This window comes from Paenibacillus sp. ClWae2A (assembly GCF_032452295.1).
Taxonomy (GTDB): Bacteria; Bacillota; Bacilli; order Paenibacillales; family Paenibacillaceae; genus Paenibacillus.
On record NZ_JAULSQ010000001.1, the window covers coordinates 1,245,484 to 1,268,805 of the forward strand.

Annotated in this window: 20 protein-coding genes; 6 read left to right on the top strand and 14 right to left on the bottom strand. The window is 45.6% G+C overall.

The features are described 5' to 3' along the window. The first annotated feature begins 243 nt into the window (after positions 1 to 243). Positions 244 to 945, top strand: a complete 702-nt coding sequence (locus QVE09_RS05145; protein ID WP_315935960.1) for a Crp/Fnr family transcriptional regulator — start codon at positions 244 to 246, stop codon at positions 943 to 945. A 131-nt stretch (positions 946 to 1,076) separates the two neighbouring features. On the opposite strand, the gene QVE09_RS05150 is transcribed toward QVE09_RS05145, so the two are convergent. Then, a complete protein-coding gene (locus QVE09_RS05150; protein ID WP_017687819.1) occupies positions 1,077 to 1,799 on the bottom strand; it encodes a ZIP family metal transporter in 723 nt (240 codons plus the stop codon). Between the two features lie 177 nt (positions 1,800 to 1,976). Here QVE09_RS05150 and QVE09_RS05155 point away from each other — a divergent pair, with 177 nt between their 5' ends. Further along, the gene (locus tag QVE09_RS05155) at positions 1,977 to 2,678 is read left to right on the top strand and encodes a Crp/Fnr family transcriptional regulator (RefSeq protein ID WP_315935961.1); all 702 of its coding nucleotides are present in this window, start codon (positions 1,977 to 1,979) and stop codon (positions 2,676 to 2,678) included. A gap of 148 nt (positions 2,679 to 2,826) precedes the next feature. Here QVE09_RS05155 and QVE09_RS05160 read toward each other — a convergent pair whose 3' ends face one another. From QVE09_RS05160 to QVE09_RS05200, 9 genes are all read right to left on the bottom strand, one after another. Then, the gene (locus QVE09_RS05160) at positions 2,827 to 3,168 is read right to left on the bottom strand and encodes a cupin domain-containing protein (RefSeq protein ID WP_315935962.1); all 342 of its coding nucleotides are present in this window, start codon (positions 3,166 to 3,168) and stop codon (positions 2,827 to 2,829) included. Positions 3,169 to 3,311: 143 nt separating this feature from the next. Beyond that, complete coding sequence (locus tag QVE09_RS05165; protein WP_315935963.1) at positions 3,312 to 5,270, bottom strand: ABC transporter permease; 1,959 nt, start codon at positions 5,268 to 5,270, stop codon at positions 3,312 to 3,314. After that, positions 5,245 to 6,015: an ABC transporter ATP-binding protein gene (locus QVE09_RS05170; protein ID WP_315935964.1), complete on the bottom strand. Its 771-nt coding sequence runs from the start codon at positions 6,013 to 6,015 to the stop codon at positions 5,245 to 5,247. The genes QVE09_RS05165 and QVE09_RS05170 overlap by 26 nt, the downstream gene beginning before the upstream one ends. A gap of 188 nt (positions 6,016 to 6,203) precedes the next feature. After that, positions 6,204 to 7,202, bottom strand: a complete 999-nt coding sequence (locus QVE09_RS05175; protein ID WP_315935965.1) for a sensor histidine kinase — start codon at positions 7,200 to 7,202, stop codon at positions 6,204 to 6,206. Further along, positions 7,199 to 7,912, bottom strand: a complete 714-nt coding sequence (locus QVE09_RS05180) for a response regulator transcription factor (protein WP_315935966.1) — start codon at positions 7,910 to 7,912, stop codon at positions 7,199 to 7,201. Before QVE09_RS05180 ends, QVE09_RS05175 begins: the two co-directional genes overlap by 4 nt. Positions 7,913 to 7,995: 83 nt before the next feature. Next, entirely contained in the window at positions 7,996 to 8,970 is a 975-nt protein-coding gene (locus QVE09_RS05185; protein WP_315936099.1) for a diacylglycerol kinase catalytic domain-containing protein, read from the bottom strand. Between the two features lie 71 nt (positions 8,971 to 9,041). Further along, on the bottom strand, positions 9,042 to 10,085 hold the full coding sequence (locus QVE09_RS05190) for an SPFH domain-containing protein (protein ID WP_315935967.1): 1,044 nt from the start codon (positions 10,083 to 10,085) through the stop codon (positions 9,042 to 9,044). A 200-nt stretch (positions 10,086 to 10,285) separates the two neighbouring features. Further along, positions 10,286 to 14,662: a glycosyl hydrolase 53 family protein gene (locus tag QVE09_RS05195; RefSeq protein WP_315935968.1), complete on the bottom strand. Its 4,377-nt coding sequence runs from the start codon at positions 14,660 to 14,662 to the stop codon at positions 10,286 to 10,288. A gap of 254 nt (positions 14,663 to 14,916) precedes the next feature. Beyond that, positions 14,917 to 15,633: a YceI family protein gene (locus tag QVE09_RS05200; RefSeq protein ID WP_315935969.1), complete on the bottom strand. Its 717-nt coding sequence runs from the start codon at positions 15,631 to 15,633 to the stop codon at positions 14,917 to 14,919. Positions 15,634 to 15,825: 192 nt separating this feature from the next. Here QVE09_RS05200 and QVE09_RS05205 point away from each other — a divergent pair, with 192 nt between their 5' ends. Together QVE09_RS05205 and QVE09_RS05210 are read left to right on the top strand one after the other, a co-directional pair. Continuing rightward, entirely contained in the window at positions 15,826 to 16,512 is a 687-nt protein-coding gene (locus QVE09_RS05205; protein WP_315935970.1) for a response regulator transcription factor, read from the top strand. Then, positions 16,497 to 17,963 (top strand): HAMP domain-containing sensor histidine kinase, encoded by a 1,467-nt coding sequence (locus QVE09_RS05210; RefSeq protein ID WP_315935971.1) that lies wholly within the window; start codon positions 16,497 to 16,499, stop codon positions 17,961 to 17,963. Before QVE09_RS05205 ends, QVE09_RS05210 begins: the two co-directional genes overlap by 16 nt. Positions 17,964 to 18,068: 105 nt before the next feature. On the opposite strand, the gene QVE09_RS05215 is transcribed toward QVE09_RS05210, so the two are convergent. Then, positions 18,069 to 18,881: an AAA family ATPase gene (locus QVE09_RS05215; protein WP_315935972.1), complete on the bottom strand. Its 813-nt coding sequence runs from the start codon at positions 18,879 to 18,881 to the stop codon at positions 18,069 to 18,071. 563 nt (positions 18,882 to 19,444) lie between these two features. On the opposite strand from QVE09_RS05215, the gene QVE09_RS05220 reads away from it, so the two are divergent. Together QVE09_RS05220 and QVE09_RS05225 are read left to right on the top strand one after the other, a co-directional pair. Continuing rightward, complete coding sequence (locus tag QVE09_RS05220; RefSeq protein WP_076209985.1) at positions 19,445 to 19,597, top strand: DUF1540 domain-containing protein; 153 nt, start codon at positions 19,445 to 19,447, stop codon at positions 19,595 to 19,597. 201 nt (positions 19,598 to 19,798) lie between these two features. Further along, the gene (locus QVE09_RS05225) at positions 19,799 to 21,256 is read left to right on the top strand and encodes a 4-hydroxyphenylacetate 3-hydroxylase family protein (protein WP_315935973.1); all 1,458 of its coding nucleotides are present in this window, start codon (positions 19,799 to 19,801) and stop codon (positions 21,254 to 21,256) included. Between the two features lie 19 nt (positions 21,257 to 21,275). On the opposite strand, the gene QVE09_RS05230 is transcribed toward QVE09_RS05225, so the two are convergent. The 3 genes from QVE09_RS05230 to QVE09_RS05240 are packed head-to-tail and all read right to left on the bottom strand — an operon-like array spanning position 21,276 to position 23,159. After that, positions 21,276 to 21,842, bottom strand: a complete 567-nt coding sequence (locus QVE09_RS05230) for a nitroreductase family protein (protein ID WP_315935974.1) — start codon at positions 21,840 to 21,842, stop codon at positions 21,276 to 21,278. 52 nt (positions 21,843 to 21,894) lie between these two features. Then, entirely contained in the window at positions 21,895 to 22,701 is an 807-nt protein-coding gene (locus QVE09_RS05235) for a hypothetical protein (protein WP_315935975.1), read from the bottom strand. Between the two features lie 5 nt (positions 22,702 to 22,706). Beyond that, entirely contained in the window at positions 22,707 to 23,159 is a 453-nt protein-coding gene (locus QVE09_RS05240) for a flavodoxin (protein WP_017687802.1), read from the bottom strand. Positions 23,160 to 23,322: the final 163 nt, after the last annotated feature.

Here is a 23,322-nt window from a genome sequence, read left to right on the forward strand (position 1 = left end):
GGAACGAAAATTCAGCAAAATCTGCTTCCTTCGGAGTTTTCAGACACGCCCTAATCAACAAAATGGATAAAAGGTTATGTGCTTTTTGAATTGTGAACCAAAATCACTTGAGTAAAGGTTGTGCCACTATGTTCTGCGTGTGACCAAGGATGGTACTGATCACGGTGGAGCCGCAATGTCTCACTGAGACATAACAATAGATAATGGCTATGCCCATCCTGAATAATTCGAGGTGATTGAACGATGATCTGTGCGCACGAAGTGAAGGATGCCTGTTTCTCCAAAGTATCTCTGTTCCAGCATCTTGATGCATCCGAATCTGCATTGCTGATCTCCCTTCTGCATACCCGTGAATATAACAAAGGTGAAGTTGTCGTTCAGGAGGACGAACGCTCAGATACGCTTTACGTGGTTCATCAGGGATGTGTGAAGTTATCCAAAACCAATGAAAATGGCAAGGAACATATTATTCGGTTTCTGTTTCCCGGCGATTTCTTCGGACAAGATTCTCTGTTACACCAAAAACCACATGCCGCGAACGCCGAAGTTCTGGAGCCATCAGCCATCTGCTCCATCAACAAACATGACTTTGACCAGTTACTTGAACATGATCCAAAGCTTGCTTATCATTTCCTGCTTGCCATTTCCAATCTTCTCCGTGAAACCGATGAATGGAACAGCTCGCTTAGTGCGATGACAACGGAACAGAAGATTGCCAAGTTGCTTTTGTATTTCCATACCCGAAATCATGCAAAGCATGAGATTCGCTTGCCTGTTTTCAAAAAAGATATGGCTCTGCTGCTCGGGATTACACCAGAGACGCTTAGTCGCAAACTTACCATGATTCAAACTCAGGGACTGCTTCAGGTTACAGGAAACTGCATCCTGATTCTTCAACTGGAGCAGCTTAGGGAAAGAATTGAACCGCCTGCACGAAGCCAATGAATTACGTAAGGAAGCATGCGGATACGGAGGAAGCTGTTTTGGAAAAAAAGAGTATCCGATCAGAAACCACTCTGTTCGGATACTCTTTTTTTTATAAATTCAACTCATAGATCCGAAGCTTATTCTGTCATCTACAGATCCAACAACAGCGACACTAGCAATCCCATGGATGCAATCAAACCTACAACAGGCCCACCCTCTTCAAAGGCCTCCGGCATCATCGTCGAGCAGATCATGGCAATGATTCCACCACCTGCAAATGCACCAATCGCTGCACCCATCTCCTCTGGAAGCTGCTCCAGAAACAGATATCCACCCAGTGCTGCAATCGCGGAGATCAACAGTACACTCAGCCACATCAATATGATTTTGCCACGACTGTACTTGCCCTGTAGTCCAACCGTACTGGACAGACCTTCAGGGATGTTGCTGACAAAGATCGATACTACCAGGACCACACTAACACCGTTACCGGCCAGTAAGCTGGCACCAAGCATGATGGATTCCGGGATAGCATCCATTACTGTTCCTGCAAAGATCCCGAGCCCGCTTTGATTCGAGTCTCCCGACTTTGCCGAACGTTTACGCCCTGCCCCTCCCTTTGCAGAAACGAGCAGGTCAAACAGGGTATACACGACGGCACCCGCCGTAAATCCAATGGCTGTAGGTATAATTCCTCCATCATTCAGCGCATCTCCGAGAAGTTCAAAGGTCGCTGCACCAATTAATGTTCCTGTCCCAAAAGCCATGATCCAGCCAATGACTCGTTTGGGAATCTTCAGAAACAATGCTGCGAGTGCGCCAATGACTACCGCTGAGGCAGAGATGCCGCCCCACATGAATGCAGTCCACATCCGGGCCGACCCCTCTCTTGTTCAATCATATTCTATCATTCCATTAACCCTGGTTGAGCAATCAAAAACAGTGATGTGGCTTTACGGTGATCTATATCACCTGATGTGTTCAGAAATCACGCTATGATGAAATGATGTCGTCGTTCAGAAATATGAACACAGAGAGGAGAGATTCTCATGAGTAGGGCAAACAAAGATACAACAGCGGAGTTTCTACAACAGTTCCCCATCTTTCAGGACCTTAGCTCTGAGGAATTAAAGCAAGTCGAAGAAATCGCCATTTCCAGAAGCATTCAGAAGAAATCAGTTATTTTCAGCGAAGGAAGCGAAAAAGAAGCTGTCTTTTTCATCCGTACCGGCATTGTAAAGGCCTATAAAACCGATGAGAACGGGCATGAACAGATCGTCTCTTTCCTCAAGACAGGAGATATGTTCCCACACACCGGCTTTTTTAATGCGCACCCTTACCCTGCTACCGCAGAAGCCATTACCCCTACTGAACTACTAGCCATACCTGTCCGACTTTTCGAACGATTAATGCTGAGCACACCTTCAATTGCGATCAAAATTATGCGTGTACTCGGTGACAAAATAAGAGAATTACAGGATAAATTGCAGGTGCTCTCTGGTCAGGATGTACGCAATCGTGTGCTTTCCTTCCTTCTTATGCTCGCAGAGCAGCACGGACATATGCATGGAGACCAGATTATCATCAACCTGCCCATGACACATCAGGAGTTTGCCAATTCCATTGGTACAACAAGGGAAACAGCAAATCGGCTTTTAAACCAGCTTACAAAAGAGAACTTGCTCGAAGTGGATCGCAACCGGATTATCATTCATGATTTGCAAGCTTTGAAGCAACAAAGGGATACGTGACCACCCTGCACCCAAGTATGCTTTTTGTTTTGTTTTGCTTGGAGAAGAGTATTCTTAAAAAAAATAAATAAGGAAACTCCAGAAAAGAGTTCCCCTCATATTAAGTACCGATCAGTGAATCATTTTATCGATTCCTTGATATTAGATGTTAGATGTCCTTTGCATACGATGCTGCGGGTACTTTATTTAACACCACGAACAAACGGACCTCCCGATCTCCTGTATTATGGAATGCAAACTCCACCTCACCGCCGCAATGGATTACATCCTCTTGGTTCACCGCTTGTTCTTTTCCATCCAGAATAAGTGTGCCTGTGCCTTCGACCACCAGCAAAATAACGTCTGTGCCCGGATGTTTATGAACGGGAAGCAGCTGTCCCGGCAGAAAATGAAGCACAAAGGTCACTCCACCACCCTGTTGGAATAAAACCCGTTTCGTGAAACGATCCTCACTGAATGTTCTGACTTCTTGCAATGACGTGATACTCATGATAATCGTCCTCCTCGATAATATAATCTGTGAATGCATTCATCTTAACGCAAGAAAGCCCGCGTTTCCTTGATCTGAATCAAGAAAATGCGGGCCATGAACAGATCATGGTCGATCCATATAACTATTCGTTTGTTGAATGATTACACCATCATTTTGCGCAGAGAAGATATATATCTGGAACGGATAACAAAGAAATAAAATGTCTGTGCAAGGAGAAACGCACCAAATACAGTCAACACCGGAACCGTATAATTCGTAATTCCGAATTCAGACAGGAATGGCTTAACCACTACCAACGTTTCAATGATAGCTACCCCAATCGGTAAAAAGAACAGAATGGCAATCTGAACGGTGGATGATCGTTTCATCTCGTCGAAACTGAGACCCATTTTCGAAAGAGAATGCACCATTTTCCCATCTGCTTCAAGATCGGTATGCAGTCTGAAATACAGAAAGCTTGCGGAAGATATCGAGAAGATTAATCCGATAAATATGCCGAGAAAGGTAAAGAGTGATGTACCCTGTCTGTATCTCTCAAAATCTCCATATCGAGTGGTCAGAAAGCCGGAGTAATTCTCATCCGAAGCATTATCGCTTCGAATGGTATCTGCGGACGACAGAAGCTGATCGCTAACCATGGCTTCCGAGGAGTGCCGGTCAGGTACAGCATGACCCCATGCCGGAATCTGATAAAGAACTTTGCCAGATAATCTATTTCCTTTGTGCTGTTGTGTGATCTCTTCATACTTCTCATCCGGCAGAACGACTACACCTGATGAATAAATCAAGGTTGCAAACCGTGTCTCAACATCCGTAGCTGTAACTCTTGCTTGCATTGGGCCAGCTTCCAGATTCAGAGTCAATGTGTCTCCTTCCGCATAATTGCGAAACCTGTTGCGATCGATCTGAGCCTGATCCTTCTCATTACGGGAATCTACGAACAATGCTGAGTCTGAATCCAATTGGAATGTCTTTTTTCCTAGGATCACATTGAATCGGTTGTAATGACTGAGCGTCATAACCGAGACAGCACTCTGATCCGCATCAGACCAGAAGTACTCCAGATACACTTGCTGATAATTCAAGCCTGCTGCTTCAAGTGTCGAATCAATATAGCTCATATCCATTTGATCCGATGGTGTGTATATATTGTATTGGACTGCAAAATCGTTATTGGTAAACTGCTCCCGATTCTCCTGATCCAGTGACAAAATCACCACCGCACTCATCGAAGCAATCGCAATGACTACGGTCACCATAAAGAGCATGCGAGCATTATCCTTCATTTTGTAACTCATCTCTGAGATCCATAACAGACGCGTACCATGCCATACCGTTTTACGATTACGCTTCAATAAGTGGATGATGAGCACGGAAAGTTGTGAGTAGAAAAAATACGTCCCCGCTATGCCTGTCACTGCTGCAAGCATAATCGTCCCGCCATTCAAATCGCTGCGGAGTGCCACAAAGCCGACTGTAAGTAACGACAATCCCAGAAGTGAGAAGAACCACGAAGCTTTGGGTTCTTTTTTAGGTTTGCTCGTCCCCGTCAAAAGTTCTAACGTCCGTTTGTTTCCGATAAAAACCAATGTGAAGAGTGAAATGCTGAAAAATAATAACAGAAAGGCCCCGATCGTAATCAGAATGGCTTTGATCGGAAAATAAAATGGCAGATCATCCATGCCGATAAAACGAGTGGTTAACATCAGGAACAGCTTGGACAACAACATACCTCCGCCGATACCCGCAATAATGGACAGGGAGCCGATCAACATGTTCTCCAGAATGACCAATCTCCGAATCTGCCTGGGCTCGGCACCAAGTATGGTCAGAATGCCAAACTCTTTGTTCCGTGATTTGAGAAAAGCACTGATAGAATACATGACAAAGAAAAATGCAAACACATATACAATGATCGAAGCCACCTGCATCCCCGTAGCAGTTGTGTCACCCATCGGCAACTCTGTCACATACGGATGATAGATGAACACCGCATAAGCGAAGAAAATCATGACCATAAACACACTACTTAGAAAAAAAGCAATATACGCTCGCCCATTCCGGCGAATATTGTTAAACGCGAACTGAGGAAAGCTCATGTGAATTCCCTCCCCAGAAGGATAACGTATCAATGATCCGCTGGAAGAACGTCTGTCGATTATCTCCGCGGTGTACTTCGGCTGCCAGTTTTCCGTCCTTAATGAACACGATGCGGTTACAATAACTTGCCGCAAGCGGGTCATGTGTGACCAACATAATGGTCGTTTTCTCCTGCTGATTAATCTGTTCAAGTGACTCCATGACCGCTTGGGATGACGTAGAATCCAGGGCACCGGTTGGTTCATCCGCCAAAACAATCGAAGGCATATTAATCATTGATCTCGCAATGGCTGTTCGTTGTCGCTGTCCGCCCGAAATTTCGTAGACTCTTTTATCCAGAATGTGATCAATCCCGAGCTTGGCTGTAATACGATGTAGTCTGCTCTCCATCTCCTTCAGTTTGACCTTGTCCAGTGTCAATGGAAGTACAATATTCTCAGCAACCGTCAGCGTGTCCAACAGATTGAAATCCTGAAAGACAAATCCGAGTTCCCGACGTCGGAACATGGCAAGTTCTTTCTTTTTCATATCAAACGGGTTCATGCCATTAATCAGCACCTTGCCTGAGCTGGGTTCATCGATGGTCGAGACCATGTTTAACAATGTGGTTTTGCCACTGCCAGACGGGCCCATAATGCCCACAAACTCACCTTGCTTGATTGTCAGATGAATATCACTAAGGGCTTGGGTTTGCACTTTGCCCTGATATACTTTATTGAGTGCCGATACTTGTAACATTTCCATGCGTATTCCCCTCCTGATCCATCATTCTATATACGTTATTTCTATTCTTATCCTAACTGACCTCCTGTAATGGTGCTATCGAATTACCTTAAACTTCCCTTACAGTACGTTTAAGGTTCTGTTCCCCTGCCTCCTCTATGACTTCTGTACATTAAAAAAAAGCACCTCGCCCATGGGCAAAGCGCTCTTCACTTCGGATATTTCGATTGAACCCAGCTGAATCTCACCAATGTTCCCTCATTCGGCTCCGAAAACAACTCCACACGATTATCCAGTCGGGCACTGATCTCACGAACCAGATATAACCCCATCCCTGTGGATTCGTGGTATTGTCTACCCCGTTCGCCTGTAAAATAGGGATTGAACACACGATGAATGTCCTCGGACGAGATGCCGATTCCCTCATCCTGAATGTCCAGGATTGTACGCTCTTCCTGTTTATAGCCAGTAATGATCACTTTTTTGCCTGATTTGCTATCGGAATAGTTCACGGCATTGGTCAAAATCTGGGTGAACATGAACCGCAGCCACTTGGAGTCACTGTATATCTGAAGGTCTTCCTCTATACGGATATCCGGCGTAATGCCCCTACGTATAAACAAACGTCGGTTCTCTGCAATGCTGCTTCGAAGCACCTCATACAGGGACAGCAGCTCCACACGAAAATCCCCTTCGAACTGTTCAAGCCGGGATGAATGCAAGACCATTTCAAGTCCTTTGCGCAGCTTATCCAGCTCATCCTGAATACTGCCAGCCGTCTCATCTTCCACATCTTCCAAGGTTAGTTGAATAATAGACAACGGTGTCTTCATCTGATGAACCCAGCGATTCATGAATACCACCTGCTGCTCCTTGCTAGTACGTAACTGACCTATCTCGTTCTGCCGATTACGCTCCAGTTCATGTAACAATTGCTGGACGGCCTCCGCCACAACCACATTTCCAAGCGTTTGAAAGGGCTCGTTTACCCGTTTACGTGGTTGTTCAAGGAGATGATAATATGCTCGTAGCTGGAAGTAACGTATGATCAGATAGACCATCAGCACAACGGTACTGATCAGCATGCCATAGAGGACAATTTTCATCGGGCGATCTTCACCAGAGAGCCAGTAGACACATGGAACCAGTAGCATCTGTAACACATAAAATCCAACTAACATCTGGTGGTCTTTCAGGAACAGTCTCATTTCCCTTTCCCCTGTGAGGACGAATCCAGATCCAACACACGATAACCCGCTCCGCGAACCGTCTCCAAAATCTCTTCCGCACCCAGTTCCTTCAACTTTCGGCGTACGCGTGTAATATATACATTCAACGTATTGTCATCAATAAAATGCTGATCTTCCCACATCTGTTCTAACAATTTTTCTCGGCTGACCACTCGTCCTGCCTTCGCCATCAGCGCTTCCACCAGTATCGCTTCCTTCTGTGTTAGCTCGGTAGAATGCTCATCATATTTCAATACAAATCGCTCAGGATAAAGGATCATGGGACCGTTCTTCACCTTTGCTTCCTGCTGCACAGCAGCGTAAGAACCATAGGCTCTGCGCAGCTGACTGCGGACTTTGGCAAGAACGACTTCATATTGAAAAGGTTTTGTAATATAATCATCCGCTCCATGTTCCAATGCCATAATCTGATCCATACCACTATCCCGAGCGGATATGAATAAAATGGGACATATGGAATGTGTGCGTATCTGCCTGCACCAGTAGTATCCATCATATTGAGGCAAATTCACATCCATCAGCACAAGGTCCGGCTTCACTTTCACAAATTCATCCAGTACATGACGAAAATCTTCTGTGACCTGTACCTGGAATCCATTTCGGGTCAGATAAGCCGCCAGCAATCCTGCAAGCTTGGCATCATCTTCAACCAACAATATCGACTGCATCGTTAACCCTCTTTCCGTTTCCTGACGTCAGTGTATCACATCTAGTTACCCATTCTAGTCGGAAACCGATTGAAAATAAAGGTTTAGACCACAAGACGCCCCCTCTTCTCTGCCAACCCAATGATAGCTTCCACCCCTGAGTTAAACTCAAGAAAGTCCTGCTCGACCCCATCGCTGAAAATAACACCATCCTCTGGCATCTGGGATACAATGTGCAATGGTTGCTTTGAATGAATCTGTCCAAACACCAGATTGGCAGCTGTCGTCCGGCTCGGAAACGGTTCACGTACTGAAAAATATAAGTACGGCGCATCCCAGTTAAAATGACTCAGCTCCTGCCTGCTTCCATGAATGGATGCCGATGCTGTAGCGACCTCTGCTTCGGAATTCATGTTCTGCCATGCAACTGACCCAACAATCCCGGTGGCTCCCGCCAGCACACTTTTGAACCAGCCTGTCGATCCCATGCCTGTGGATACAATAATACCACTGGAGGATTGTTGTTCTGCGGATGAACCCAAACGCACTTCATAACGTGCCGATACATGTGTCTTCCGGCCAATGAACAGATCATTCACACCATATAGATACTGTCCATCATTGAGTTCCACTTTGGCGAGAGTGACTTCTTTCAAGGTTCGTTGCTTTCGAATGACATCAGGAACAATGAAGCTCAGATCCTCCACGGTAAAAGGTAATAACACCCCATCCCACCGCATCGGGTCCGGGTTCACACCAATGAGCGGCTGCTCGGTCACGTATTTGAGGGTGTTGGCTACAAGCCCATCCTGTCCAACCACAACCACGATATCCTGCTCTCCAAAGATAAAATTGGGCACATGTTCTCGATCAATCGTCTGAACCCGTCCCAATTGACCCAGTTGCTGCTGTGCCTGCTGCACAGATAACCGATAACGACGGTCTTCCTCCATATAATCACTAAAGTCTGCGCCCAGACGTTCAATATAGAACTGAGCTTGCTGCACCGTGTTATATCGAACCACCAACTCTTCCAGTCTGGTCCGGCGCTTCACCAGAATCAGCTTGTGTTCGCTCATCCGCTCATCGGCGGCAGGTTGCTGACGTACTGATTTCCCTGCCTGTTCAGCTTGTTCTCTTCTTCCTAACCTCATCTAACTCGACCTCCCTGATCTCTGCTTGGCGCGGGAGACATCAATCCTTGCAACAGATCCGGCGAGATATTAAGCTGTCCGATCTTCCCTGCATTTTCAGCCAGTTCCTGGAATGCAAGTGCAATCAGCTTATCGGAATTCATGCCCATGTTCGCCATCGCTTGCAGTACATTTGGCTGTACATTTTGCAATGAATTCATCACGGCAGCAATCTCATACGCTTTGGCATCCGCTTCCGCATTGTGATTGGCAATGGTTAACTCAATCAGTTGCTGCTTACGTTCCTCCATCGCTGTATTGAACTGAAGCTGCTCCTGCTCCATCTCATTTTGTTTCTGTTTCACCGAGCGTTCTGCCTGTAATTGGGTCTCCCGAATTTGCTGTTTCTTCGTCTCCACGGCGATTTCGGTGTTCAGTTCGTTCTCCTTCACTCGGCGTTCCTGTTCAATCGATGCATTACGACGCACATAGAGCGCTTCATCTGCTTGACGCAAAATCTCTTCCCGGGCTTGTGCTTCCAATGCACGCATCGTCTCTTTATTAGGCAGAATGGCAAGTATCGATAGACTCATCAACTCAACGCCCAATTTCTCCAACTCTTCACTTTGCACAACTTCTCGTTTCATGCTGCTCGCCAGCCGTTCACTGGATTGAATGGCCTCCTTCAGCGGCATTTGCTCCAGATGTTTCTTGGTTAGTACTTTCGCTGTGGTGATCACCCGTTGGTCCAGCTTGCCGGGGTCGTCGGAAATATACCGATTCTTGCGCAAATTGTATGTGTAATTCAGGCTCTGCGTTATTTTCAAATAATCCACAATGCGATAGCTTAATTGCCCCTGTACAGTAACCGTCTGATAATCCGCCGTAATCTCTTCGAACATGAATGGTACATCCACCGAGGACACGGGTAGAACCACTACCGATGTGGTCGGCTCATAATAATAGAAGGACAATCCTACACCTTGACGCTGTACCTCACCATTTTTCACTTTCATTACATATTCACTGGGTTGAAACTTCGCAAATCGGAATCCAAACATAGCTCATTCCCCATTTCTTAATATTGTCGTTTTGATATTATCGAAATGATAACAAATGAATTCGATATTGTCAATATGACATTAACAAAATGTTCAAATAACTATTTAGAGAGGAGGATGAAGTCTGAACCCCATTTTTTCCGCAAAAAATAAAGAGACCGAATCATATGATCCGATCTCTTTACCTGCTTTGTTATTTTCTAATACAGTTGTTCCATCAGTCTGGCGACTGCAACAGCACCCTGTGCACGGTTTGCTGTTTCTTTCGGAGCAAACGTGCCATCAGGCATGCCATTTAGCAGTCCAAGTTGTTGCATCGAGGCTACAGCTTCTTTGGCGTATGCCGAGATCTCAGCGTTGTCTACAAACACCATATTTCCTTGTACAGCATGGGTCGCATTCTCACGTTGCACAACCTTCAGTGCTCTGTTCAGCATAACGGCCATATCTTCTCGTGAAATACGTTCATTGGCTCCAAAGCTTCCATCCGCCCGGCCTTGAATAATGTTCATTTCAATTCCGAGTCGTACTGAATCGGCATACCACTGCCCTTCCTTCACATCCGTTGGTGTTGAAATAGATGGATCCGGCTGGCGTGTATCACCAATACCTTTAATTATCATTTGCAAAAATTGTGCTCTGGTCAGTTCATCTTGTGGGGCAAAACGACTTTCGCTCATCCCCGTAATAATCCCTTTACCGTAGAGGTTCTTCACCTCTTGGATTGCCCAATTGTGGTTTTGCAAATCATGTAATGGCACGTCAACTTCTGCAATGACATAACTGCCGGATTCCAACGGTTTGAACGCCATCATTTTGGTCTTGTCATCATACTTGGAATACGTAACAGGTTTCATTTCCCCACTTGGAGATATGGAATGTACAACCATAACTACATCATTCTTTTTAGGTTGCTCCACATTGGATAACGCAACTTCAATCGCTCTGTTTGTCCATTCCAATGGCTTATTGTTCATTAACAAATTCACATCAACAATCGTATGATTACTGATCGCTGCTTTTTGAGATGTAGTCAGTGTATCCGTCGATCCTTTTGCCACTACGATGTCGAACGTTCCCGCAGTCTCCGCAATGGTTAGCGGGAGTGATTTTAGAGGAACACGAACGGTAGTCTGTCCTACGATTACATCCAGGGATTTCACTTCCTCGGAACGAATCCATGCCGCCAGTTGATTTGCAGCCAATTGGAATGTGACTGTCTTGGCTGTGTCAGGCACATCTGCAAGCAGCTTCAACGTACGATTTCCTGCATCCATGGATTGCAGTGCCTGAGTTAATTGAGATACATCTGGACGAATCGAATACTTTTCATCCCCGGTTGCTGTTCCTTTTACCGTTATTAGACCCTTCGCTGGCGGTTTACCAGGTTCATCCGGTGGTGTTACATTCGGATTCCCCGTTGAAGGAGCTGTTCCCGGGTTGGAAGGTTGTAAAGGTATACTTGGTTCTGATGGCTGGCCAGGGCCAGGTGTTACATCTTGACGTACAAGTTTACTCATAACATCTTGTAACGCACGATCCGCATTGCTTACATCTTGCGTTGAAGATTCAACATCCAGAATGAATGCCTTCGCTTCAGAAAGCGCCTTACTAAATACATTCCAGCTTGAAGTCGTGTATTCGGTTTGCTTTAATTTCTCAGCGCTAACTACAGTAGCTTGCAGTGCAGATTTGTCCGCCGGGAACGTACCGTAGGCTTCAAATTCCATGAATCCTACCCATGTGGGACCTGTTTTAATCCTTACCCGAATATAACGTCCCTCCGTGCCTTCTGGAAGTACATGGCTAGGTGCGGTCGATACAACAACATCACTTGTGGTGTCCACTACTTTCACAAAATTTTTGTTATCATTGGACACTTCGATCGTATACTTTATGCCGCCACTCCACATCGACATTTCGATTTTGCGGAGGTTAGCAACCTGACCCAAATCCACTTGCCACCAGCTATCCTTACTCTGGTCTGTTCCCCATGAAGTGTTCGGATTGTTGTCAATTGCACCTTCCGGAGAGTTGGCTTGATTGCCTCCTGTCCCTGCACTGCTTGAAGCCGTTGCCGTTTTGCCCGTTGTTAAAGCCTCTAGAGAGACCAGATTAGTAAAGGCTTGTTTCAACGTATTCAGTGCTGAATTCACCTCAGACTGGACAACAGCATTGTTATCTCGGACCTGGATCGCTGCCTGCAAAGACTGTTCCAATACAGACCAACTCCGGCGTGTATAGGAAGATTTAGTCTGCTGTTGCATTTGCTGAATGTACTGGTGCAGTTGTGTTTTGTCCACATTGGATAGACCTTGAATGGCATCATTCAAACGTTTAACCGCTGTATTCGCATCCGTCTGTGTTGCTCTTGGATCATTCAAGACCTGCTCAGCGCCTTCCAGCGCTTTGGTCAATACCGCCCAAGTGGCCGCAGACCAGTCAGTCTGCTGATACGTACGCGCTTCCGCTATTTTGGCTCTGAGCTCTTCAAGCTGCGGAGCGATAACCTGCATTTGCTGCATCACATGTTCCAATGCTGTTGTCGCTGCATCTGTATCTGCTTGAGTTACCCCGCCCGGCGTGTACGCCTGTTGGTATACATCATTCGCTGCCGAGATTGCCGGAGCCAGAGTCACCCAGGTTTCCGGAGTAAAATCAGTCTGTACCAATGATTTGGCTCGTGTAAGTGCCGCATCCAGTTGCTGGCGGTCTGCGGGCAGAAGACTCAATCCACGTTTGTACACATCAAGGGACCATAACGCTCTGCCTTCATACGAATGCCCGCCGTTAGCCGGAAATTCATCGTAGTCAAACATCGCTTGGTTCTCCCAAGCATTCCCTTCGGATGCAATCCAGCCTACACCGGCCGGAATCCACGCCGGCTCCCAGTAGAAGAAACCTGCACCATGATTATTCGGCACGTTCGCAATCATGTCCATAATGCCGACGATGGCATCATATTGACCTTGAACGGTTGCGGGAAAGTCTGCTCCACCGACATGAAGCGCTTCATCCGATCCGATGATATTGCCATGAGCATCCCCGTTTTTATAGGAAAATGGATAGGACGTTTCAGCGATAATAACATCTTTGCCAAACTCGACTGACACTTCGTTCATCGTTTTCTGTACATCCGCAAACGTCCCATGCCAGAACGGGTAATACGACAGTCCGATAATGTCATAGTCCAGCCCGCCATCACTTAACTCTTTAAAGTACCATTTGAACGTATCCACCTTGCCACCTTCAGCCAGATGGATCATAATCTTCACCTTATCCGCGTTATCGGTCATCTCTCCTTCTACTGCACGTACAGCATCGACTCCGCTTTTCAGCAAGGCAACATTTTCGTTGAAATCCACGTCACTGCTCAAGCCGTTCAGAAGACCACTGTTGATTTCGTTACCGATCTGCACCATATCAGGCATAGCGTCTTCGGCTTTCATCTCACTTACAACTTCATACGTATAATCATATACAGCTTGTTTCAATTGATCGAAAGTATAACTTTCCCAAGCTTTAGGACGAAGTTGCTGTCCCGGATGAGCCCACTCGTCAGAATAATGGAAATCAAGCAGCACTTTCATTCCTTTTGCTTTCACCCGTGCGGCTAGCTCAATTACATCTTTCTTATCGTTATAGCCCCCGGATTTCTGCGGGTCATTCCATAGACGAAGGCGTACGTAATTGACACCACGATCCTTGAGAATATCGAGCAAATCACGCTGTGTACCGTTGCTGTCCACATATTTTCCGCCTTTAGCCTCAATGGCGGTTAACGTGGAAATATCGACACCTCTAACATAGTCTTCACGATATCCCTCAACGATCACCTTAGCTTTAAGCTGAGGCTCTGGAGGCGCACCATATACCGCACCTGTCACGGTAAAGCTGCCCGCATGTGCGTACTCTGAAGGGTCAATACTGTCCCATTCCACTGGAACCATTCCTGATTTTCCATTCTGGTACCATGCTTTTACCAGATTAGGCAGAATTGGCGCACTTCTTGTCACCGTTCTCACTTCGATCTCATCATATCCTTTAATATTGGCTGGTTCAGTTCCTTCTGCTTCTCCCCACACTTTGAACTCCAATATTTCTGGCCAGACTCCCTCACCCTTGTAAAAGGAGATGTTCAATCTGATGTATCGCACATCATTCTGCTCAAACGTCAGATCAGCGATCTGTTTAGGATCGGCATTTTCACCTTGATCAACAACTTTGGTCCATGCCTGCTGGTCAGCAGAGGTTTCTACCATATACTTCACAACCGTGTTTTCTCTCCATGTTATTTCCGCTCCAGACAGATTGTAGTCTTCACCCAGATCAATCATGACCCACTGTGGTTGTTCCGTTGTCACTCCCGCCGTAGCAGTCCAATGCGTGTCACTTTTACCATCAACCAAATGGTCTTTGTTACTTCCCCATTCCTTATATTCCGAACTTACCGTAACCGCCTTGTTAAGTGCCACGTTGACTTTTGCATCTTCTGCAGCCGCTGGACGAACCATCAGTCCCAGATCACAGAAAAGCATCAGTAATACCAGACACCCGCTTATGTACCTTTTGTTCACTCTTGATCTCCCCCTTTTTGTGTTTGATTGTGCATGGATCAATGAATGTTATGAATCCTCCTCATTGTAAGCGCTTAATAGTGATAGGCGACACGGCATAATCCAAAGGAAACAGCAGTTATTTTAACAATATGATCCTGTGACAGTTACATTTGAGCTATAAGAATCACACTATTTGTAAGAAACAAAAAAATCTGTCCGTCTACCGGAAGGTAGAACAGAACAGATTTTTAGGTATATGAACGTTACTACACTTATTTGGTAAGTTTCAATTCAAGCTGTACCTGAATGTCATTTTCAGTCGAGAGCACCACGGAGTGCGGATTTTCCATTCCGAAATCTTCGAATGTTACCATCGATGTCGCCGACAACAATACTTCGTTATTCTCATAAGCAGCTTTTGCATCAAAAGTTACTTCTTTTTCAATACCTTTAACCGTGATGGTACCATTCATTTTGATATCAACCGTCTGACCAACAGGCCATTCCGCAGGTACCCCTTCAAATGAAGTCGCTGTAAAAGTTGCCTGTGGATATGTTGCAATGTCGAAGAAATCGGCTTGCTTCACGTGACCATCACGCTGTCCATTCCCGGAATCAATTCCGTCCATCTCGATCTGTCCTTCTGCCTTCATCTGAGAAGCATCATCTACATTAATTGTCCAATTCCCTTTTACCTGATCGTCCACAAAATTAACCGTCTCCTGTGAAGTGGTTACGGAGAAGTATACTTTGGAACCTTCACTGATGTTCCAGTCTCCGTTCAGTTGCTCTGCTCCTACAGTTTCATTGGCTACAGCCGTTCCTGTGCTATCTACAGTTGTTGTGGAAGTTGCTGCGCTGGCAGGAAGCACCTGTTCAATCTCCACGTTGTTCCCCAAGTAGCTATTTGCGAGATAGTAACCACCACCACCGATTACGGCAACCGCCGCCACACCTGTAATAAGCCATGCTTTTGCTTTCTTGTTCATCTGTATGTTTCCTCCAGTATATTATTGTTTAAGTTGCTTGTTGGAGTGAATCATATCAATTGAATGTGTCAGGAAGAAGTCAAGATAAGACAAGTCCCATATTTTTTTCAAATCCGTAATACAGGATTGGCTTTACGCTCTAGCTCATGTAAAATCAGTACAAGTTTACAAAGCGAAAGGAGAACGCTTTTTTTGAAATCCATACTTATCGTCGAGGATGAACAAGCTATTGCACGAGTACTTGCTGCTTATCTGAGAAAAGCAGAATTTGAAGTTCATCATGCAGCAGATGGACCGACTGCACTTACCCTTTTTGATACCGTAACGCCTTCCCTTGTATTACTTGATGTGATGCTGCCAGGAATGGACGGATGGGATCTGCTGCGGATTATTCGTGAAAAAAATGCTTGTCCCGTGATCATGCTAACCGCACTGGATGACATTTCAGACCGTCTCAACGGATTAAATGCCGGTGCTGACGATTATATGAGCAAACCTTTTGTACCGGAAGAAGTGGTCGCCAGAGTGAATGCGGTGTTGCGCCGTAATCCACATTGGACCTCAGGTGGCGAAGAGAAGCGTTCTTTTGGAAATCTCGTCATTGATCTTGCTGCCAAGCAGGTGCTGCTGAACGGTGCAGAGGTTGCACTCACACCTCGAGACCTGTCGTTACTGTTCTTCCTTTCCGATTATCCGAATCGTACATTTACCAGGGATCATCTTATTGAACAAGTATGGGGAATCGACTATGATGGCAGTGACCGTGCTGTGGATCTATCGATTAAACGATTACGTCAAGCCCTCTCCCACTGGTCGCCAGAGACGGGAGAAATTCGGACGTTGCGAGGAATGGGGTATCAATTTTGGATCGCCAACTGAAACAGAAGAAACCCAAACGAACGATATCCATTCTGTCACACTGGACACTGCGATATTTTCTCATTTTGTGCATTGGTTTCACGATTATTGCAGCAGGGGCGCTCTACTGGATTCGAACAACTTCCATTGAGAAAAGCCTCAAAACCGCAGAACTGCTTGGTCTGGAGATTGCCGATCGAGTGACCAGTGAAAATAATATGCTTCAGGTTCCACCCGATCTTGACAGACTGGTAACCAAGCGAGAGAAACTATTTAATACAGATCATTATTTTTGTGTCATGATCTTGGACAACAACAATCAATTGATCTTTTCCCAGCCTAAAATGGAGCAAAAAGATGTGCAGTATCGACTGTCAGACGACTATCTTGAACCGCGAAACAACAAATATGCAGGTGTAACGGTCAACATATCCGAAGGCGATCAAACCTTGGGTAAAGTATGGGTTATGCAGTCCAAACAATCCATTACATTTGGTCCAGAGACGATATGGCTCGTGGCTCTAATCCTCGGAGGACTAATCCTCTGTGGATGGTTTACAATCTATCTCCTATCCAATAAGTTATCCAGACCTATTCGTCAGGTCGCCTATGCCGCTGAGCAGATTCGAGGTGGAAATTATGATGTGAGCCTTGACTTGAATACACGAGAACGTGAGATCAATGAACTTGTAAATTCATTCCGCGATATGGCCACTCGTCTTCAACAACTCGAAGAATGGCGCACACTTTCGCTTGCAGGGGTAAGTCATGAACTCAAGACACCGGTAACTTCCATCAAGGGGCTCGTTATGGCAGTACGTGACGATGTCGTGAGTCCACAGGAAGGGAAAGAATTTTTGGATATCGCTTTGAAGGAGTCTGAACGGATGGAGCGTATGGTCGCAGATTTGCTTGACTATAACGCCATGGCTGCAGGAAGTGTTGCCGTTCGCAAGGAACGGACGGATCTGAAGCTGTTGGTCGGTGAGATCATCTATCAGTGGAAGATTGCCTATGAGGACAAAATGCCAGAGGTTCAACTGCACTCCCCTCCAATTAACTTCTTTACCATGGGGGACGCTCTCCGCATTCAGCAGATCATTGTCAATTTGCTCAATAACGCACTTCATGCCACAGCTCCTGAACAAAAGGCTGTCTTCGATATTTATCTACGTGCAGAAGAACAGATGCTGTACATTGATGTCAAGGACAACGGCACAGGCATCGCAGCTGAAGACCAACCCAAAATCTTCGAACGCTTCTATCGTGGAGAGCTCAAGAAACGTCGTAACCGCGGCTTGGGGCTAGGATTAACATATAGCCGGCTACTTGCTCAGGAACAAGGCGGTGAGCTGACACTTGTCTCCAGCAGCCCGGAAGGCAGCATGTTCAGATTAAGCCTGCCACGCTGGACTGCAACACAAGAAGCCATGAATACAGAAAAAGCATACGGAGCAGCCGTTAAAGTGTAACGCAACATGCTAACATGACAAATAGCCCAGGATTCCATTCAGGAGACTGGGCTATTTCAGTGTTGTTCCTTGTTGCTTTATCCAAACTATCCAAAACGGAAGCAGTCAACACTCTAAGACACGTGGCCTGTATTCATCGTAAGCATCCGAGATCAGTTGCTTATGAAGTACACTACTGGTAATGATCGCTTTCCGCTTTGCTTTCAAAACAATCTGCTCTATATCCGCATAACTGCACCCGTTCAAGCGTTCACATATGTAATCTTCCAGCCGGGTCTCCTGTTCAAATGCCCCCACTAACTTGCTGATATACAATCTGCGACTTGAATCATCAGGCATTCCATAGGTCATCTTCGTATCAAAACGCCGCCAGATGGCATGATCCAGTTGGGTTTCCAGATTCGTCGCAGCGACCAGAATGCTGTCCCCATCGAATTCATCCAAACATTGCAACAACGTATTGACGACACGAGCCATCTCTTTCACTTCATCATTGCTCTCACGCGTACGGCCTATGGCATCAAATTCATCCAGAAATAACACACAGGGATTCATTCGTGCATATTCGAATAACTTGCGTACATTACTCCCCGTCTCCCCAAGATGGCTATGAATGATTGCATCCAATCTCACGAGTACCAGTGGCAGATCAAGGCGCTCTGCCAGATGTGATGCCGTTAATGTTTTCCCTGTACCGGGAGGCCCGAACATGACCATTTTGTTGGGGATCGATACATCATGCGCTCTGAACTTCTCTTTCATGCCCAGAATGGTGATGAATTCGTTAATGATACGCTCATTTTCAGCGGAAAATACAATATGCTGGGCTTTACGCCTACACTCTTTTGGCGTGTAAAAAGCAGCCATATCGATCCCTTTCGCGCGGGGAATCCGGTTCATATGATTTATTTTGCTCATGTATCCACATGCTCCTTCATTTATGGTTTTAGTCCGTGATTCAAGTTATATAAGTTGAACTAATGAATATTTACACTGACCACTTCGATGACAGAACAACCTTCCGATCGCTGTTATCCCTAGATTTTTTGATTATTTCCCTAGAGGGGAAATCCGGGGATAAAGGCGAAGTATATGCTTCCGATGCAGCTTTTTTTCAAAAAGCTTTTAGCTCCGCTTCTTCAGGTTCTTTCTGTCCTCTCCGTTTCGTGTAAATGATTAGTTCAAATTATATAGAATAACTTAGACTCTTAATCGTAATTATTACTATTAAATAATAACATGCTACTACCTTTTTGCAAATATAACCACAGCACGTCCACTATTTTGCCACAGAAGAGAGGCATTTAGTTGCAAGCATCAAAAAAATTTGCTATTCTAAGTATGCATCGTTGTGTATAATGCAAAAAATGCCCTCCAAATTTCGCGAGAGCAAAAATTTTCCAGATTCACAAGCGGCAACTTGTTGTATCTGGCTTCTTTATACCAACGAATGTAATCCAATTAAAGTGAGGTTAACAATCATGGCAAAAGACGTATTGTGTGAAGTTAATTCCTGTCGTCACTGGGCTCAAGAGAACAAATGTAACGCTTCTTCGATCTACATCGTGAGTCACAGTAACAAGGAAGCAAGTCAGTCTGCTGAAACAGACTGTAAGACTTTTGAAGTAAAATAAGTAATTTCATGTGATCCACTTAAAGGAGCCCTTACCGGTTCCTTTTTTCTTTGTCTATTGTAACAAGAATGATAATTATTATCAAGCCCTAATCTGTAAAAATCCTTCTCACCTCTTAAATGCACATTGGACAGATGACCTACGTACACTACGTAAGAAATCAGTATCCCATGAACGATTAGAACCAAGAGGTGAATAACAATGCCTGTTAAAAGTGGCTCACAGTATCGCGAACGAATTGATGCCCAGTCCGTCCCTTGCTGGTACAAAGGTAACCTTATTACTGGAAAACGCTCTGAACATGTAGCATTTGCTGGTTTAATGGAGACTCAGATGTACATGTATGATCTGCAATCTGATCCTAAATTTGCAGAAACGATGACGTATGCCTCCCCGGCAGACGGCAAACCTGTGGGCATATCCTTCCTGCCTCCAACCAGTGCCGACGACCTCCGTAAACGACGGGAAGGGATGAATATCTGGACGAATGTCCATCATGGTTTTCTTGGTCGCTCACCCGATTACATGAATACAGCCATAATGTCCTTTTACACCAGTGCCGATCTCCTGAAAGAATTATCTCCCCAGTATGCAGAAAATCTCAGAAATTATTATGCGTACTGCCGTGATCATGATATCACGCTATCCCATGCCTTCATTCAGCCATATGCCAGCAAAATCTCAGGGCAATTGGATGCTACGGAGGATGCTATTGCCGCAAAGGTCGTAGAACGCACCGAGGAAGGCCTCATTATTAGCGGAGCATTCATGATGGCTACACAAGCTGCCACTTCGGATGAGATTTTTGTCTATCCGTCACCTTCTCCCGCCCCATTTGATGACGAAAATCCGTTTGCATTCTCTTTTGCTGTCCCCAATGATCTTCCGGGAATCAGTCTGGTATGCAGAGACACCTACGCAGCCGAATCTCACACCAACTATCCCCTGAGTTCCAGATATGAAGAAATGGACAATATCGTCATCTTTGACCGGGTGCTCGTTCCGCATGAACGGATATTTTTTGCAGGAAGTGAGGAAATGTCCTCGCGTCTCTTCAGTGGTAGCAACTTTCATATTCACGCTGGTCATCAGGTATTGTGTCGTTATATTGCCAAGACGGAATTTGTTCTCGGTACAATCCAGCTTCTCACGGATACGCTGGATCTGAATACGGAAGCACATGTTATAGAGAAATCTGCACGTGTGTTCGCAGGTCTTGAATCGTTAAAAGCATTGGTCTTGGCCGCGGAGGCAGGTGCCATACCAGATGGAAGAGGATTTGTATTACCTGCACCCAAACCGTTGATGGCAGCCAATCTCCTTTTTCCGAAACTTTATCCTGAGATGATTGAAATTCTGCAACTCTTGGGTTCGAGCGGGGTGATTATGGTCCCTCAGGAAGAAGAGTTCCAATCCGATATCGCTCCTTCACTGAATATATATCTGAAAGGGAACGATATGGCTTCTCACGAACGCAACGCTTTGTTCCGCCTGATCTGGGAGCTTGGGGCTGGATCATTCGGGGGCAGACAGACCCAATTCGAACGATTCTTTTTTGGCAATGTCCTTACGGTATCCAATCGGTTGTTCTCCGTCTACAACAAAGATCAGACGAATCGTCAACTCGTTCGTGATTTCCTATTCAACACCAGCAAATAAAGAACTAATGAACATTTTTTTATACCAGATGGTCATAGACCGTCATCAGTTCAGAGGCTGGTCTGCTTGCATCCATATCCCGCAATGCAGGCTGGTCTCCGTAACCGATATGGAATACCCCCAGCACCTTCTCTTCACTTGTCAAACCCATCAAATTCATAAACACAGGATGTTGTTGATAATCATTGATCTTCCAGACAGCATTCAAACCCTGTTCCGCAGCCAGAATACTAAAACGTTTGCTCCAGGCTTTGGCCGGCAGAAGATCATCCTCGCGGGCATTTCTATGGGCCACTACAACCAGATGGGTAGGGATTGCTTCCGTGTATTGATATGTAGCCCAATCGCCGTAGCGATCAGCCAGATGGGGTGGATAGCTCTGTCTGACCGCTTCCAGATAAAGCTGTCGTCCTTCGCCTGCAAACAACATAAACCTCCAAGGTTCTGAACTCATTACATATAATGAAGGGTCTGCTTCATCAAGCAACTTTCGTATAACCGACTGGGGTACTGGCAACGGACTGAATTCGCAAGTTCCTGCACGTCTCTTGCCGCTGCTTATCTCTTGACTTAGACCGGTAGACATGGCAACTTCCCCTCCTCTATCTGCATGATATATCGTTATCCTTCAACTGTCTTCACATCAACCATGTTTTTTTCGGTTCAATGGCTTCCGTTCTCCAGCGATCTACCTCTTCTTGTATGCGCGCTTTATCACGCGTCGTAAACTGTTCTGACTCCACCACTTCTGCTTGCGGCATGCTGTCACGTATCAAGCGAATGTAGTCCATGGAACGTATCAGAGACTGGCGTCCAGGGATGTACCTGATTTTGCGTCCTTCCAACAAGCAGTATATCTCGATCATACCCGGTAATTTTTCGAAGGCTTCCCAGCAGAATGCACTGACCATATGCTGAAACGCCTCAACTACGTTTGGGTCATGGACAACCATATATTTCTGAATAAGCAGCGAATCCCAGCCTTCTGGTTGCCAGGCCGCCTGAAATATCATCGACAGATGCATGGATAATGAAGGTAACTCCGTTCTCCACTGTTCAAAAAGTATGGCTGGATGCTTCAGATCATCGTTCATTGCAATGGCGAGTGACAATTCATCCGTAATCTTGTTCTTCACATCCCAGTAATGGAGAACAGATTCGAAACCATCCGTTTTTCTGGGCCACCACTTCTCAAGTAAATACTGTACGGGTACCTCTTTGCGAACATCGGGGTCGAGACTGTAAAAGGCATTGACCGCATGGCTCACCGCATATTGTACACGGTGCCTCCATTGCAGTGGAAGACGCTGCTCAGACACTGGTTCAGGGCGGATGAATCGGTGTGGGCTGCGCAGCATTTCTTCCAATTTGTAATCTTCAAGCAGACGTCCAGGAAGATCATTCCTTCCGACTGGCATCGCTGCCTGAACATTATGTCTTAACATGATCTTTAGGACACCTGTAATCCGGCAGCAGCGAAGCGTTTGCCAAAGTCACGGCATGTTTCTTTCTCCTGCTCAAGCGGACTATATTCAATTTTCAACATCTCTGGAGATACCTCCGCCCCACGCTCTTGCAGCTTGGCAGCCGCGAGATCAACTGCACCGCAGAACTGCTCATACGAGGTGTCACCACTACCAAACACCGCAGCCCTCTTACCACTCAGGTCAAGCTCATCCAGCTCCTCATAGAAATCAAGGAATTCATCTGGCAACTCCCCGTCTCCCCAGGTGTAGACGCCGATCATGAATCCGTCATAGTCCAATACATCAGATGCATTACAATCCGTTACGGATTTCAGGTCTGCCTCGTGGCCTCCCTGTGTAATTCCTTCCACAATCAGTTCTGCAATTTCTTCTGTATTTCCTGTCATGCTCGCATAAGCCACTAACAATTTAGCCATCTATTTTTCCCTCACTTTAGTTTGATCATGTTATATTCACACTATGAAGAAAGAATGAATTTTGAATTAACAAAATCATATGTGATAATGATTATCATTGTCAAATTAAATTTTGGGTTATCTTTGTTTTTCAGTATATGGCCCACATTGGATTTCAACACAG